Source organism: Methylocella sp. (assembly GCF_044226135.1).
Lineage (GTDB): Bacteria > Pseudomonadota > Alphaproteobacteria > Rhizobiales > Beijerinckiaceae > Methylocapsa.
Window position 1 is genome coordinate 18,232 of the sequence record NZ_JBGAHM010000001.1, and the last position, 11,893, is coordinate 30,124.

The following is an 11,893-nucleotide window of genomic DNA, read 5'->3' on the forward strand; positions in this document are numbered from 1 at the left end:
GAGCGTCGTCCCTGACCTCCGCCGTCGCCCCGTTCGTCTCAGGACGACTGAACGGCGACGAGCCCAGCGGCGTAGCGGCGCCAGTTTGCGACATAATGACGGGCGCTGCGCCGGAGCCTCGCGGCGGCGTCGGCGTCAAGCTCGCGCACCGCCCGCGCCGGGGCGCCGACGATCAGGCTGTTGTCGGGGAAGGTCTTTCCTTCGAGGATCAGGGCGCCGGCCCCGATGAGGCAGTTGCGGCCGACGCGCGCGCCGTTGAGCAGCGTCGCGCCCATGCCGACGAGGGTTTCGTCGCCGATCACGCAGCCGTGCAGCATGGCGCGATGGCCGATGGTGCAGTCGCGCCCGATCGTCAGCGGAAATCCCGGATCGGTGTGCAGCATGCTGAGATCCTGCACGTTGGAGCCGGGGCCGACGAAAATCTCCTCATTGTCGCCACGCAGCACGGCGCCGAACCAGACCGACGCCTCGGCGCCGAGCCGCACCCTGCCGACGAGCTGCGCGTCAGGCGCGACCCAGAATTCGCCGAGCGGCGGCAGGCTCGGCTCGATTCCATCAAGGGCGTAAAGCGGCATGGCGCGGCTCCGGCGCGAGTCAGAAACGGCTCGTCAAAAATTCTCGAGGTCGAGATCGAGGATGGCCATCTGCAGGGTGAAGCTGCGGCCTTTGGGATCGTCGGCCGAAATCACGCCCAAAAAATCCTCGCCGCGGTTGAGCTCGACCGAGTCGGTCTTCCTCGCCCGCGCCACGATCTTGAGCTTGTCGGTTTCAAACAGGCGGCGCAGGTAATCCTGCAGAATCGGCCGCTCGACGGGAACCGGCATGGCGAAGGCGAAGGAGCGGTCGCCGTCTTCGTCGTCCACCGAGATGACGCCGAGCCGCCGCTCGCCGAGGAACACGTCGGCGTCGTCAGGATTCTGCTTGCCCTGAGCGACCTTGACGCCGTCGTTGCTGAAGGCCTCCCGCAGAAATCCCTGCAGCTTGCGCAATTCGGTCTTGTCCAAGCGGTCCTCCCGGGCCGTCCGCAACGTACGGCCTCCTCCGTTCAGCGGCGCCCGGCGTCTGCGGGCGCGGCCGTTTCGCGCCGGTTTATGGCCGCTCCGCCAGGAATGTCAAAACGCCTTTCTTGAAAACCGGGTCGCCCACGGCGCGATTATGGTCGCGGCCGGGGATGTCGAGCGCCCGTCCGTTCGGAAAAATCGCCGCGAGGCGATGCGGATCTCCCGCGACGTCGTCCTGGGCGCCCGTCGCGACGAGGACGGGCGTGAAGATTTTGCGCGCCTCCTCTTCCGGCAAAAGCTGGCGCGCGCCGCGAATGCACGCGGCCATGGCGCGCAGGTCGCTTTTCGTGGCCTCGGCGAAGGCGCGGAACATGCGCTGGCTCGGCGATTCGAGCGCGTCGGCCGACGTCGCCTCCATGGCGTCGGCGATGCCGAGCGGCAGCCCCGCCCCGTCGATGAGATGATGGCCGAGGCCGCCGAGCACGATGCTGCGCGCGCGCTCCGGATGGTCCTTGGCGAAGAAGGCGGCGATGCGCGCGCCCATGGAATAGCCCATCAGGTCCGGCTTTTCGAGCCCCAGAGCGTCGATCAGGCGGAGGCAGTCCTGCGCCATCTTGCGCACGTCATAGTCTTCGGGCGCATAGAATTTCTCGCTTCGCCCGTGGCCGCGGTTGTCGAAAGCGACAACCCGGCGCCCGTCCTCGGTCAGGGTCTTGACCCATTGCGGGAAGAACCAGTTGACCGCATGATTGGAAGCGAAGCCGTGGATGAGCACGATGGGCTCGCCGCGGTCGAAGCCGACGGGCTTCTCGTCGACATAGGCGATCCGCGCCCCGCCGTCGGCCAGCATCTGCATGATGTCTCCGTCACCCGTCGAAACCGGCCCGAAAATAGTCGCGGCGGCGGCGATTGAAAGCTTTATCTGGAGCTTGGGGCCTCATCCTCGCGCGGAACTGGCGCGCCGGGCGCAACAGCGCTACTATCGGCTTCTTTTATCTCCCGACCACGAGCGCATGAGTTGATGAACCGCTATGAACGGCGCCCGATCTCGACTGGCGAAGCGGAGATCGAATATCTCGACGGCGAATTCCGCATCCTGCGTCCCGGCGCCTTCGTGCGCTGCGCGGCGACCGGCGTCGCGATCCGCCTCGAGGATCTGCGCTACTGGAACGTCGACCTCCAGGAGGCTTACGCCGGGCCCGAAGCCAAGCTCCTGCGCCTCAGGGCGACGCGCGCCGGCGGCTGACTGAAAAGGTCGGCGGCTCCGCCCCGGCTCAGCCGTCCGACTCGTCTTCGACCTGCGGCCGCAGGAAGACATGCGCGAGGGTCGGCGACAGGGCCTGCATGATTCGCGCGGCGGCGCCCGAGCGGCGCTCGACCGCCTCTGCGGCGGCGCGGCCCTGCTCCCTGATCTCGGCGGCGTCATGGAGCAGCAGCGCGACCTCCGCCGCAAGCGCCGCCTCCCCGTCGACGCAGACCGCGCCGCCCGCCTCGCCGAGCGCGCCATAGACGGCCTCGAAGCCGCCGGCGTCGGGCCCGTGCAGGATGGCGCAGCCGAGCTTGGCCGCGGCCACCGGATTGAGCGCCCCCTCGCCCTCGGCCGCGTCGGCCGCGCCCCCGAGAAACACGACCGGCGCGGCGCGCAGCAGCGCGCCGGTCGACGCCGCGGGCGCCACGAGGCATTGCGGCGGCCGCTCGACCGCGTCGCTCTCGGCGTCGAGAAGCGCCGCGCGCAGGCCCCGCCGCCGCGCCTGCTCCAGCACGTCCGGCGCGCGGGCGCGGCGCGGAACGAGAATGAGCAGCGCGTCGGCGAGGCCGGGCGCAGACGGCGCGATGGGCGGCGAGGACAAGCTCGGCCTCGGCCGCGTCGGCGGCGAAGGCGGTCCAGGCCGGGCGTCGCCCGATCCGCGCCGAAAGCCGCGCCAGCGCGGCGGCGTCGGCGGGCCCGGCGCGCGGTCGTAAACGGGGTCGCCCGCCAGGCGCGCGGCCCCGGCGCCGAGCGCGCGCAGCCGGTCCGCGTCGGCGCGGCTTCGCGCAAGGCAGGGGTCGAAGCGCGTCAGAAGCGCGCCGGCGAAGCCCGGCAGGCGGCGCAGCAGCCGGAACAGGCGCGCCGGCATGGCCGCGTCGACGAGCGCCGTCGGCACGCCGCGCCGGCGCGTCTCCTCGATCAGCGTCGGCGGATAATTCGCGCCGACGAAAAGCGCGACGTCAGGGCGCCACCACGAAAGAAACGCCGCGCAGAAACGCGGCGCGTCGAGCGGCGCGTATTGGTGCAGGGCGAAGGGCGGCAGGCGCGGCGCCGGCCTGAATTCGTCGCGCGTCGTCGCAAGGACATGAAACCCCGCGGCGGCGAGCCGTTCGATGAGCGGGGTCAGCGATTCAAGATCGGCCGGGGACGCCGCGGCGATCCAGGCCAGCCGGCCCGAGGCGCGCGCGGCGGACGCGCGGCCCAGCCGCTCCTGCGCGCGCCGCGCGACGGCGGAAGGCCGCCGTCCCGCGCGCCGCCAGCCGCGCAGCCGCAGATACAGCGGACCAAGAGGCGCGAGCGCGGCGCTGCAGGCGCGGTAGAGGCCAGGCAGCATCGAAGGGATCTCCGGCGTCCGCCCGCGACGAGCCGGACGCGGCGGCGAGGCTCAGTCCTGGTCGCCTTCCTCCTCGTGCTCCTCGGGGTCGAGCAGGCGATGCAGATGGGCTACGAAATAACGCACCTGGGCGTTGTCGACCGAGGCCTGCGCCTTGGCGCGCCAGGCGGCGACGGCGGAGGCGTGGTCGGGAAACAGGCCGACGATCTCGACGTCGTCGAGATTCCTGAATTCGTTGGTCTCGAGGTCCTTGAGCTCGCCTCCGAAAACGAAATGGAGAAGCTGCTTCTTGGGAGGCGCGGGCGTGCGTTTCATCGAGTTTCCCACGGGTTTCTTGGGGGATCGGGTTCGTTCCTCGGCGAGAGGCGTAAGCGGATTTCACGCCACGCGCAAGCTCGCGCTTGAGCGCGCCGCGCCCTGCCCAAAACTTGGCCGTAAAGATCGCAGACTGGGCGCGGAACAGGCTGTGGCGACGCCTTTCAGGGCGTCGCCGCGAGCCCGCGCGAGCGCCGCAGCGCCGCATTGACCGCAGGAAAGATCTGAGTCGGCGCGGCGGTCAGCACGCCATGGCGCGTCTCGACCTGATTATAGAGGATCGGAAGGTCGTCAAGGCTCGCGAGCCGCCCGCCCGCCTCCTCGAGAATGAGGTCGGCGGCGGCGATGTCCCAGTCGTTCGAGTTTTCGGAGGCGAAGCCGGCGTCGAGCCTGCCCGACGCCACATAGGCGATGCGCATGGCGAGCGACGGCACGCGCGGCTGCAGGTTGAACCTCAGCCCGGCGAGGCGCAGCTCCTCGGCGAGGAAGATGGGCGCGCCGACGCGCGACTCGTCGTCGAGTTCGGGCCGCGGCGACACGAAGATGCGCTCGCCGTTGAGCCGCGCGCCCGCGCCCCTGACGGCCACATAGGTCTGCTTCAGCGCCGGCGCATGCACGATGCCGACGCAGGGGCGCCCGTCCTGCACCAGCGCGACGGCCACGGCCCATGTCCTGTCTCCGAGCGAGAAGGCGCGCGTCCCGTCGATCGGATCGACGACGGCCACCAGGCTGCGCGAAAGGCGCTCGGGGGAGTCCTCGGTTTCTTCGGAGAGCCAGCCGGCTTCGGGAAGGATTTCGCCGAAGCGCTTCTTCAGGAAGCCGTCGACGAGATGGTCGGCCTCGGTGACGGGCGAGCCGCCTTCCTTGTGGTAGACGGCCGCGCTGGTGCGCTGCCCCTCGCGAAAATAGTCGAGCGCGATGTCTCCGGCGCGCCGTACGGCTTCGTCGAGCGAAGCCACCAGATCGTCGGCGTGCGAAGAAAGCGTCAAGTCTCTCGTCTCGGGAAATGCGCCGGCCGCTTCAGGCCGCCGCCTCGCTTATCGCGCTGCGGCGCGGCAGACAAGCATTTCTCCGGCCACGTTCACGTGCGCTGGCGCACATGAAGGCGTGCGGCGAGCCGACGGCCCGCCGCGCCCGCCTGCGTCAAGGCGTCACGGAGCCGCGCGCCCGGCCGCCGCTGACCTTGCAGGAGCAGCCGACGCCCACATAGGACGCGTTGATGAGCTGGCAGGTGCGCACGGGCGTCGCGCAATGATTGCCGATCGCGCCCGTCGAGACGCTGCGCCCGGTCACGAGCGGCGCGGTCTGGGGGGCGTAGGCGTAACTTCCATAGCCATAGGGCGCATAGCCGTAGTCGCTCCAGTAGCTGTCATAAGGCCAGCCGCCGGCAAGACCGTAGCCAAGCCCCAGGCCGGCGAGGCCGCCGCCCCAGCCCCAGCCCCAGCTCGGGCCGTAGTTCCAGCCCCAGCCGCGCCGCCATCCGGCCCAGCGATTGTAATTGCCATGCCAGCCGCCGTTCCAGCCCGTCCGCCAGCCGCCGTTGTTCCAGCCTGGCCTGTTCCAACCGGCGTTGTTCCAGCCCGGCCTGTTCCAGCCGGCGCCGTTCCAGCGCGGGCCCGCGCCGCTCCAGCCCGGATGCGCCATGCCGCCGCGCCAGCCGCCGGCATGGCCGCCGAAGCCGCCGCCGCGGAAGCCGCCGCCGTGGAAGCCGCCGCCGTGGAACCCCTGCGCGAAGGACGTCGCCGGCACGGCGGCGACGAGCGCGCCCGAAAGCGCGGCCGCGCCGGCCAGAGCGCCTAAACGTGACAAGCCTGAACCTGACATGGCGGTCTCCATCCTGCGCGCTTTTCCCGGCGCGTCTGCGGGGCTTGCGCCCAAATGGCGGTTTTCCGGTCAACGTTCATGAAATTGAACAGGTTCCGGCGGAAAGCGCGGCGCCCGCCCGCCGCGGCCGCATTGGGTGAAATGACCCGGCCTTTCGGGCCCGACGCGTGTGACCGCGGTCATGCGAAGGTCGTGGACCCGGGCGCCGCGAAACCGGCCCTTGGCCCTCGCACGGAAGACATTCTTGAGCGACGCGGCCGCCGCTATTTCAGGATTGGACCTGTCGCCGCGGGCAGGAGCCGACCCTGAAACGCCCGGCGCACCGTGACGCCCGCCACCGCGATCACCGCGACATTGGCGAAGACGAAGAGAATCGGCGCGAGCCAGACGACGCTCCCTTTGTCGCCAAGCGCGACAAGGCGGATCGGAGCCGTCGCCAGCGCCGTGACGCCGAAGGTGAAGGCCCAGTAGGACGGCGCCAGCGGCTCTTCAAGGATCCATGGCAGCAGCCGCAGCAGCACCAACGCCTGCAGAATGCCGTAGCCGATCAGGGCATGCGCAAAGAGCGGCGGCGCCGACGGCGCGACGGCGATCAGGGAGACGGCCCCGACGACGGGCGGCGCCAGCTGAATGCCGAGCGTCGGGCGCAGCCCGCTCGCCATGGCGGGGCTGGTCAGCAGGCGGTGCAGCAGCACGGACTCGATGGCGAGCCAGCCGAAAAGCCCGCAGCCGAAGAAGAACTGGCCGATGTCGCCCAAACCCAGCCCGGCGCCGACCGCGCCGACCACGAAGGTTCCCGCGACGGTCGGCAGATAAAGCACCGGCGTCGACTGCTCGACGGTGCGGTCGCCGAGCCATAATCCTCCCGTCCGCCACACGGCGAAGACGAGGGTGAACGCCGCCCCGGCGATGTAGAGCAGCAGCGCCACGACATGCGAATAGGGCGCCGCGCCCCCCGCCACCAGCATGGTGGCGACGCCGACGAGGCCGATGAAGCAGCAATGAACGGGATGAACGATCTCGGCCTGCGCCGCCGCGCGCGAAGCGATCCACTTGCCGACATAAAAGACGACAAGAACGGCCCAGACCACGGCCGCGAGCGCCATCAGCGCCTCGCCCGGCCATGACGCCAGCCCCCAGGCTGAATGCGCCGCCCGCCAGCTTCCTCCAAGACCGGCAAGCCCGAGCACCATTCCGAAGAAGGAGGCCGGAACGACAGGCAGGCGGATCGTCATGCTCATCCAATGTCTCGCCGATGTCTCGCAGGAAGCGACCGGGCGCGGCCTTATTGCAGGAGCCGCGCCACGCCCATCTGCCGCAGCAGGGTCAGATTGTCTTCGACATGCCAGTTGTCGGCGACACGCCCGTTCCTGACGCGAATCAGGTCGGTGGCGATGAACTCGATCTTCTGCCCCTGTCCCGACGCATCGCCGAAACGGCCGGTGAAATGTCCGGTGAAGACCATGTGAACGGTCACATAATCCCCGGCGATGATCATCTTGCGGATCTCGACGCGGAGGTCGGGAACCGCGGCCCGGAAACTGCGCGACGCGAAGGCGGGCCCGTCCGGTCCCTGCGGCCGGCCCGGCGGCAGGGTGTGATCGGTGAAGTCGCGCGCCGCCGCGTCGTTCAGACGCGTCGGATCGCCGGTGTCCCAGAACTGGTAGAAATGACGCGCCGCCATCTTGATCTGTTCAAGCCTCGCCGCATCGACCGCGTCGGCCACGACGACCTCGTCGATGATCAGTTTCGGCTCGTCCGCACGGGCGGACTCGATCGCCGGAGCCGTCATCATAGCCGCCATGAGGGCGAAGAGAATGCGAAACATGGGAAGCTCTTTCGAAAAAGGCGCGACGGACGAAGGTTTTCATCGGGCCCCGGCGGCGGGATCGCCCTTAAGCCAGGCGCGCGCGGCGTCGAGCGGCGTGAGGCCCTCCACACGCAGCGCATAATCGAGCGCCGTCACGACGTCATTGCCGAGTCGCAGCTTCCCAAGCGCCGCCAGAGCGGACGGCGCGACACGCGGCGCCGCGTCCTCCCGAAGAATCAGCGTCGCGTCATCCGTGCCGCCGAGCAGGCCCTTCGGATCGCTCAGTTCGCGGATCTTGTGAGTGTGATGGAGATATTGCGGGCTCCAGAGCGGAATCACGATCCAGCGCCGCTCCGCGACCGCGCGCTCGAAGGCGCCGAAGCACTCCTCCTCCGTGCCCGGCTCGAAATGATAGCCGGCGGCGGCAAGCCCGTACTGCTCGACCATCGCCTTGGAGAAGCGGCTGATGCCGGCGCCCGGATTTATGCCCTGGATGCGCCGCTCCATCCGCTCCAGCGCGACGGGCTTCAGCAGATCGGAAACCGTCGCGATCTCGGACGCGGGAACGAAGTCCGGCACGCCCCACAGACAATAGGGACGGTAGAGCGCCACAATCTTGCGCACGTCCTTCTCGAACGGGGCAAGATAGGCCGCGTGGCTCGCCGGCAGCCAGGCGGAGACGAGCATGTCGACCTCGCCGCGCCCCATGCGCCGGAACATCTCCTCATGCGGGGCGGCGGAGGTGATCGCCTCATGCCCATGGTCCTGCATGACGGCCTGCACGACCGCGGCGCTGGCGGCATGAAAGGACAGGTCGATGTGACCGAGACGGATGGTCGTGTTCATCGCTTGATCTCCAGCGGCAGACGGAAAAGCTTGACCGGCCAGCGGATGCGCGAGACGCCGCCGTTGAACATGGCCGCACGGTCGATCTGCGGCGCCGGCAGCCAGAGAACCCGCTTGGCGTCGATGAAGGGCGCGTCGCCCCAATGCAGGTCGGGCGAGACGAGAAGCGTCGTGACGGCGCCGTCGGCTGCGCGCTTGCGCAGCGCGTTCGCGGCGAGGTCCGTGAAGTAGAGGTCGCCGTTCGCGTCCATCGCCGTGCCGCCGACGGGCGGCAGGTCGGCCCATGGCTCGACTTTGGCCGCGAGCTCGTCCGGCGAAAGAGCGGCGTCGTCGAGATATCGCGTCTCGACGCGCGACCACGGCCCTTCGAGCGGCCCATAGTACAGCCAGCGCCCGTCCGGCGAGACTTCGAGCGGATCGCTGTGGACATGGACGAGCGTGCCGTCAGGCCCGCGCAACGCCTCGCCGTCGAGGAAGATGTCGCGGCCGGGCGTGGCGGTCGTCGAGGAATGTCCCTCCAGAACCCGGCGGGTCGAGCCGTCGCGCAGATCGAGCACGATCAGGCCTGGCCGGCCGGCGTCGGTCAGATAGGCATGGTCGCCGTTGAACCGGATGTCGTCGATATAGCTGCCGGGAAGCGCCGCCTTTGGCCCCAGAGGAATCACCCGGTCGACCGTGTCGGTCGCGAGGTCGACGCGCGCCAGCTTGGCCGCGTCCGGCAGCGGATCGCCGCCGAACTCCGGCGAGCCCGTGTCCACCGCCCACAGCCCGCCCCTGCCGTCGAGATGGATCGCGTTGACGTTGACGAAGGCGGTTCGGTCGTCGGCGCCGGGCGTCCAGCCGTTCCACCCGACGGACGGATAGGGCCGGGCCGTTCCGTGGGCGTCGATCAGGGCCAGCGCCGGCCCTTTTGATCCGGTCCAGCGCGGACCCGCGACGAAAATCCGGCCGCGGTCGACGGCGACCGCGTTCCAGATCATTTCGCGGCTTTCGGCGGCGGTCGTGAGGGTCGCCGGCGCGAAGGCCGTCTCCGCCGCGGCGGCCGCATCAACTTTCACGGTCCCTACCCACAGCAGCATGGCGAGCATCGAAACGGCGGTTGTCCAGTTCATGGCGTCTCCAGTTCAAAATCCTTCGGGCGCCGCCTTGCCGAAGCCCTCGCCGCGCTCGACGAAGGCGTGCGCCTGCGCAGACGGCCCGCATTGACGGCGCCGGCCGCGTCAGAGCCGAGTATGCGCGCCGCTCCCGCAGGAGGCCTCGCGCAGGCGCGAATCTTCACGTCGGCGGGATGGATCGAGGTCGCCCGAACCTTCGCCAGCAGATCGCGGGGACGCGGCTGGTGGAAACCCACGGCTTTCATGGTGACGCCTTCAACCCAAAAACGTTGCGCCGGGCGCGCGGGACGAAGGTCGCGCAGATCAGCTAGGCGGCGAGCGCGCGGCGATGAGCGCGTCCCTGCCCGCTTCCGCGACGGCGTCCAGGGCGATCCGCGCCCCGCGGAAGCCCAGGAATGACTTGCTGATGTTCAGGCATCCGTTCGACATATCGCGCCAAGAATAGATTGGGCAGTCTCAGATGAGGCACGACATGCTACGTATTTGCGAAGTAGGCCGGTATCATACTGCGGTATGGGTTCCGTCGTCCCATGCGTATGGTTACGTCGCGAAGCGGCGCCCGATAAGGTTAGCCTGTTTTAAGCTTCCGGCGGCGTGGTCCGCCGGTTCACGCCCCTTAAGCCAGCGCGGGACGACGCCATGAAGCCAGGACAGACGCTCGGCGTCGCGACCAACGACGGACGCGCCCCCGCGACGCCGCCCTCCCTCACCTTCATGGCGTTGCGCGCCGACTCCTCCGGCCGGAGCGCGCTCGCCTTCGACGAACTGTCGGGGTTTTCTAGCGGCAGTCTCGGCGGCGGTTCAGCCGCGCTCTGGCTGCGCCGTTTCGGCGGCGCGCCGACCGAGGCGTGGTTCACCGTGCTGCCGGTGGGGTGGGTGGGCGAATGGCATGAAAGCCCGGCGCGGCAATGGGTGCTGGCGCTGTCGGGGCGATGGTGGATCGAGACCGCGGCCGGCCAGCGGATTGAAATGGGGCCGGGCGAACTCCACTGGGGACAGGATGTCGGCACAGACGGCCGGCGCGGCCATCGCTCGGGCCAGACGGGCGACGCGCCCTGCGTCCAGCTGATGATCCGCTATACGGGGCCGGCGGCGGACCAGCCCTCCTGGCCGTTCGGCGATCCTTCGCGGGCCGAAAGCTGACCGCCGCCTATCGCCTGGCCGGTCCTTTCGGCTCCGCAAGCCCGTCGAGATCGAGCGAGCGGATCTTCAGGATCATGTCCGCGACGCTCTTCGCCTTGAGCTTCCGAAACGCGTTGCTGCGGTGCATCTTGACCGTGATCTCGGCGATGCCGAGTTCATGCGCGATCTGCTTGTTGAGCAGCCCCCGGTCGACGGCCCTCAGGATCTGGATTTCACGCGGCGTCAGCGTCTGGGCGAGCCGCTTGAGGCCGTCTTCGACATGCCGGCGACGATGGCGCGCCGCCTCCGCATGCAGCGCTTCCCAGACGGCGTCGAGCAGCTCCTGATCGCGGAACGGCTTCGGCAGGAAGTTCGCCGCGCCGTGCTTCATGGCCCGCACCGACATCGGCACGTCCGCATGGGCGGTGATGAAAATGACCGGAAGCTGCACGCCGTGTTCGTTCAGCCGCTCCTGCAGCTTGAGCCCGCTTTCCTCGGGCAGCCGGACGTCCAGCACCAGGCATGACGGCCCCTGTGGAATCCCGGCCGTCAGAAACGCCTGCGACGAGCCGTAGGACCGCACTCTCAGCCCCACCGAGATGAACAATTCCTCAAGTGAGCTCCGAACGGCCTCGTCGTCATCGACGACGACGACCTCAAGGGCCTCCGATTCCAGCGAAGCCTCGTCGTCGGCAAGCGGTTGCGGCAAGCCACTCATGATCACGACCCCAAGCAGCGTCGGACGCCCTGCGCCCGGTCAAACGCATTCATAATACGGCATGAACAGCCCTCGGCAACAGTAGCTGAACATACCCGAGTATAGTGATCGATCGCGCGCTTCGCGTGCTCTAATTAGCATGACGACACAATCAGGCGCAAACAGAGCACATGAAAGCTCCACTCGACGCGAACCTATCGCCAATCGTCGCCGTCGTTGACGACGATGTCGATATCCGCGTCGCGCTCGCCGACCTGTTCGAAAGCCACGGATTTCGCGCAAATTGCTACGAATCCGCGGAAGACTTTCTACGCGACGCACGTCACATCGACAGCGCATGCATCATTTCAGATTATGTGATGAACGGCATGAGCGGCCTTGAACTTGCCCGCGAGCTGAAATCGCGGCGCAGCGCCGTCCCGTTCGTGCTCATCTCCGCCTTCGTCAGCGTCGCCATCAATGACCGCGCCGCCGACCTTGGCGTTTCCCGCGTCTTTGAAAAGCCGTTCGATCCGGCCGTCCTCGTCTCCCATGTCGCACATGTGACCGGCGGATCCTGA

15 protein-coding genes are annotated in these 11,893 nt (G+C 68.8%); 3 read left to right on the forward strand and 12 right to left on the reverse strand.

Annotated features, from left to right (window positions below):
• Positions 1–38 precede the first annotated feature (38 nt).
• The 3 genes from ACILRB_RS00090 to ACILRB_RS00100 all read right to left on the reverse strand — a co-directional run bounded on the left by ACILRB_RS00090 (position 39) and on the right by ACILRB_RS00100 (position 1,857).
• Positions 39–575 carry a gamma carbonic anhydrase family protein gene (locus ACILRB_RS00090; protein WP_395664265.1) on the reverse strand — a complete coding sequence of 179 codons (537 nt, stop codon included), beginning with the start codon at positions 573–575 and terminating at the stop codon, positions 39–41.
• A 33-nt stretch (positions 576–608) separates the two neighbouring features.
• Positions 609–1,004 (reverse strand): DUF3126 family protein, encoded by a 396-nt coding sequence (locus ACILRB_RS00095; RefSeq protein WP_395664266.1) that lies wholly within the window; start codon positions 1,002–1,004, stop codon positions 609–611.
• Positions 1,005–1,089: 85 nt separating this feature from the next.
• Positions 1,090–1,857, reverse strand: a complete 768-nt coding sequence (locus tag ACILRB_RS00100) for an alpha/beta fold hydrolase (protein ID WP_395664267.1) — start codon at positions 1,855–1,857, stop codon at positions 1,090–1,092.
• A gap of 165 nt (positions 1,858–2,022) precedes the next feature.
• Here ACILRB_RS00100 and ACILRB_RS00105 point away from each other — a divergent pair, with 165 nt between their 5' ends.
• Positions 2,023–2,247 carry a DUF2093 domain-containing protein gene (locus tag ACILRB_RS00105; protein WP_395664268.1) on the forward strand — a complete coding sequence of 75 codons (225 nt, stop codon included), beginning with the start codon at positions 2,023–2,025 and terminating at the stop codon, positions 2,245–2,247.
• A 28-nt stretch (positions 2,248–2,275) separates the two neighbouring features.
• On the opposite strand, the gene ACILRB_RS00110 is transcribed toward ACILRB_RS00105, so the two are convergent.
• The 8 genes from ACILRB_RS00110 to ACILRB_RS00145 form a co-directional block, all read right to left on the reverse strand.
• Entirely contained in the window at positions 2,276–3,583 is a 1,308-nt protein-coding gene (locus ACILRB_RS00110; RefSeq protein WP_395664269.1) for a 3-deoxy-D-manno-octulosonic acid transferase, read from the reverse strand.
• A 51-nt stretch (positions 3,584–3,634) separates the two neighbouring features.
• Positions 3,635–3,898 carry a DUF4170 domain-containing protein gene (locus ACILRB_RS00115; protein WP_395664270.1) on the reverse strand — a complete coding sequence of 88 codons (264 nt, stop codon included), beginning with the start codon at positions 3,896–3,898 and terminating at the stop codon, positions 3,635–3,637.
• 164 nt (positions 3,899–4,062) lie between these two features.
• Positions 4,063–4,887: a 3'(2'),5'-bisphosphate nucleotidase CysQ gene (locus tag ACILRB_RS00120; RefSeq protein ID WP_395664271.1), complete on the reverse strand. Its 825-nt coding sequence runs from the start codon at positions 4,885–4,887 to the stop codon at positions 4,063–4,065.
• Between the two features lie 154 nt (positions 4,888–5,041).
• Positions 5,042–5,722, reverse strand: coding sequence for a hypothetical protein (locus ACILRB_RS00125; protein ID WP_395664272.1), 681 nt, complete (start codon positions 5,720–5,722; stop codon positions 5,042–5,044).
• A 263-nt stretch (positions 5,723–5,985) separates the two neighbouring features.
• A complete protein-coding gene (tehA, locus tag ACILRB_RS00130) occupies positions 5,986–6,963 on the reverse strand; it encodes a dicarboxylate transporter/tellurite-resistance protein TehA (protein ID WP_395664273.1) in 978 nt (325 codons plus the stop codon).
• Positions 6,964–7,007: 44 nt separating this feature from the next.
• Positions 7,008–7,514, reverse strand: a complete 507-nt coding sequence (locus tag ACILRB_RS00135; RefSeq protein ID WP_395664274.1) for an ester cyclase — start codon at positions 7,512–7,514, stop codon at positions 7,008–7,010.
• Positions 7,515–7,589: 75 nt separating this feature from the next.
• A complete protein-coding gene (locus ACILRB_RS00140; protein WP_395664275.1) occupies positions 7,590–8,378 on the reverse strand; it encodes a glycine betaine ABC transporter substrate-binding protein in 789 nt (262 codons plus the stop codon).
• A complete protein-coding gene (locus ACILRB_RS00145) occupies positions 8,375–9,490 on the reverse strand; it encodes an L-dopachrome tautomerase-related protein (protein ID WP_395664276.1) in 1,116 nt (371 codons plus the stop codon). Before ACILRB_RS00145 ends, ACILRB_RS00140 begins: the two co-directional genes overlap by 4 nt.
• Positions 9,491–10,132: 642 nt before the next feature.
• On the opposite strand from ACILRB_RS00145, the gene ACILRB_RS00150 reads away from it, so the two are divergent.
• Positions 10,133–10,636, forward strand: a complete 504-nt coding sequence (locus ACILRB_RS00150; RefSeq protein WP_395664277.1) for a cupin domain-containing protein — start codon at positions 10,133–10,135, stop codon at positions 10,634–10,636.
• Positions 10,637–10,643: 7 nt separating this feature from the next.
• Here the strand turns inward: ACILRB_RS00150 and ACILRB_RS00155 are convergent, their stop codons facing one another.
• Complete coding sequence (locus tag ACILRB_RS00155) at positions 10,644–11,333, reverse strand: response regulator transcription factor (protein WP_395664278.1); 690 nt, start codon at positions 11,331–11,333, stop codon at positions 10,644–10,646.
• Between the two features lie 170 nt (positions 11,334–11,503).
• Between ACILRB_RS00155 and ACILRB_RS00160 the strand changes: the two genes are divergently transcribed.
• Positions 11,504–11,893 (forward strand): response regulator transcription factor, encoded by a 390-nt coding sequence (locus tag ACILRB_RS00160; protein WP_395664279.1) that lies wholly within the window; start codon positions 11,504–11,506, stop codon positions 11,891–11,893.

Coding starts and splice junctions, on each gene's coding strand:
- ACILRB_RS00090 (WP_395664265.1), bottom strand. CDS start 575: ATGCCGCTTTACGCCCTTGATGGAATCGAGCCGAGCCTGCCGCCGCTC.
- ACILRB_RS00100 (WP_395664267.1), bottom strand. CDS start 1,857: ATGCAGATGCTGGCCGACGGCGGGGCGCGGATCGCCTATGTCGACGAG.
- ACILRB_RS00105 (WP_395664268.1), top strand. CDS start 2,023: ATGAACCGCTATGAACGGCGCCCGATCTCGACTGGCGAAGCGGAGATC.
- ACILRB_RS00110 (WP_395664269.1), bottom strand. CDS start 3,583: ATGCTGCCTGGCCTCTACCGCGCCTGCAGCGCCGCGCTCGCGCCTCTT.
- ACILRB_RS00115 (WP_395664270.1), bottom strand. CDS start 3,898: ATGAAACGCACGCCCGCGCCTCCCAAGAAGCAGCTTCTCCATTTCGTT.
- ACILRB_RS00125 (WP_395664272.1), bottom strand. CDS start 5,722: ATGTCAGGTTCAGGCTTGTCACGTTTAGGCGCTCTGGCCGGCGCGGCC.
- tehA (WP_395664273.1), bottom strand. CDS start 6,963: ATGAGCATGACGATCCGCCTGCCTGTCGTTCCGGCCTCCTTCTTCGGA.
- ACILRB_RS00135 (WP_395664274.1), bottom strand. CDS start 7,514: ATGACGGCTCCGGCGATCGAGTCCGCCCGTGCGGACGAGCCGAAACTG.
- ACILRB_RS00140 (WP_395664275.1), bottom strand. CDS start 8,378: ATGAACACGACCATCCGTCTCGGTCACATCGACCTGTCCTTTCATGCC.
- ACILRB_RS00145 (WP_395664276.1), bottom strand. CDS start 9,490: ATGAACTGGACAACCGCCGTTTCGATGCTCGCCATGCTGCTGTGGGTA.
- ACILRB_RS00150 (WP_395664277.1), top strand. CDS start 10,133: ATGAAGCCAGGACAGACGCTCGGCGTCGCGACCAACGACGGACGCGCC.
- ACILRB_RS00155 (WP_395664278.1), bottom strand. CDS start 11,333: ATGAGTGGCTTGCCGCAACCGCTTGCCGACGACGAGGCTTCGCTGGAA.
- ACILRB_RS00160 (WP_395664279.1), top strand. CDS start 11,504: ATGAAAGCTCCACTCGACGCGAACCTATCGCCAATCGTCGCCGTCGTT.